The sequence below is a fragment of the Novacetimonas hansenii JCM 7643 genome (assembly GCF_000964405.1).
GTDB classification, from domain to species: domain Bacteria; phylum Pseudomonadota; class Alphaproteobacteria; order Acetobacterales; family Acetobacteraceae; genus Novacetimonas; species Novacetimonas hansenii.
This window is the reverse complement of sequence record NZ_BANE01000249.1, coordinates 1-1,494: the sequence shown is the minus strand read 5'-3', so window position 1 is coordinate 1,494 and position 1,494 is coordinate 1. Positions and strand designations below refer to the sequence as shown.

The window sequence follows — 1,494 nt, the reverse complement described above, 5'->3', positions numbered from 1 at the left end:
GTTACCCAGTCATGGTTTCCAAAGGGCAATGCCCTTTGGTGGGGGTTCGGGGGCAACGCCCCTGATGCCGTCGGCCTTCCCGATCAGGGCCGGGCCTCCTGCATCTCTAAAAATCATGATTTCCAAAGGATATTTACCTTGCTGGATGAAGGACGGCCGACATGAACCTTTTCGGTGCGGCGGTTGCTGTGGTGGGGGCTGTGGGGCCGGGGTCTGCGGCCACGCTGAAGCTGTCCACCGGCAGTGTGGGCAATGCCGATTTTACGCGCACGCCGCAATATCGTGTGGTTGCGGCGACGGTGTGGGTGCAGGCGCTGTCGTCGGACGAACTGGCGCATGTGGGGGATTTAAGCCAGCAGGGCGCGTTAAGGGTCGTGTATGTCGCGGGCGATGTGGGCGGCATGGACCGTGCGGCGGGCACGGGCGGGGACATTGTGAATTTTGATGGCGCGGACTGGCTGGTGGTGCGCCAGATGGAGCAATGGGGGACAGCATGGTCGAAGCTGATGGTGCGCAGGCAGCCACAGGTGACGTGACCGAGGGCACGGTGCTGACGGCGTTGGGGCAATGGCTGTGTGCGACCATTCCCCTTCCGGCGGATGCGGTGATGGTGGGGCAGGTCAACCGTGTGGCCCCGCCCTGTGGCGCGTTCGCCATCATGACGGTGGCGGGACGCGGGCGGATCGCCACCAACCGCACGACCTATGGCGCGGGATGCCGCATCGTGTGGATGCAGCAGCAGGTCGATGTGCGTGTGGACCTGCATGGCGCGGGTGCGGGCGATGGGGCGGGGCGCATCGCGCTGCTGTTTCGTGACCCGGCCTGCGCCGCGTTCCTGGCGGGATATGGCACGATCGCGCCGCTTTACGCCGCCCCGCCCCGACAGCGCGATTTCGTGTCCGACGCCGCGCAGTACGAGGATGTGTGGCAGGTCACAGTGTCATTGCAGGTCAATTCCACCGTGACCTTTGCACAGGATTTCGCAAACGCACTCAATGTCGGGATTTTCGAGACCGACGCAACCTTTCCACCGGAGTAAGATATGGCCGGCATTCCTGTTTCTTCCATCGTCCGGGTTACACCCGGCGTCCTTGCTGCGGGGGGCGGTGTCGCGTTCCTCAATGCGCTGGTGCTGTCGCGCAATGCGGGGCTGCCTGCATCGGGGGTCAGCGTGTTCACCTCCGCCGCCGATGTCGCGGCGATATGCGGGGAAAACAGCGTCGAATACGACATGGCGCAGGTCTATTTCACGGGGTACACCAATGCGGTGCAGACGCCCTCGACCCTGCTGATGGCCGCATGTCCCACCTTTGTCGATGGCGCGCAAGGCCCCGTGACCGCCACGGCCACCGCCACGCTGTCGGCGGGGGCGGTGCAGGCAATCGCGGTGGGTAATGGCGGCAGTGGATATACCACCGCGCCCAGTGTCACAGTGTCGGGCGGCGGCGGCAGCGGGGCCACGGCCACCGCGACCGTCGCGGGCGGCGTGGTCGT

At 65.3% G+C, this 1,494-nt stretch carries 3 protein-coding genes; all 3 read left to right on the top strand.

Features of this window, described 5'->3' with window-relative positions:
- Positions 1 to 161 precede the first annotated feature (161 nt).
- Positions 162 to 536: a hypothetical protein gene (locus B7G66_RS14150; protein WP_003621757.1), complete on the top strand. Its 375-nt coding sequence runs from the start codon at positions 162 to 164 to the stop codon at positions 534 to 536.
- Positions 494 to 1,039 (top strand): phage neck terminator protein, encoded by a 546-nt coding sequence (locus B7G66_RS14145; RefSeq protein WP_139312536.1) that lies wholly within the window; start codon positions 494 to 496, stop codon positions 1,037 to 1,039. The genes B7G66_RS14150 and B7G66_RS14145 overlap by 43 nt, the downstream gene beginning before the upstream one ends.
- A gap of 3 nt (positions 1,040 to 1,042) precedes the next feature.
- Positions 1,043 to 1,494, top strand: a 452-nt coding sequence (locus B7G66_RS17530; protein ID WP_048859308.1) for a DUF3383 family protein, incomplete at its 3' end; no start/stop codon positions are given.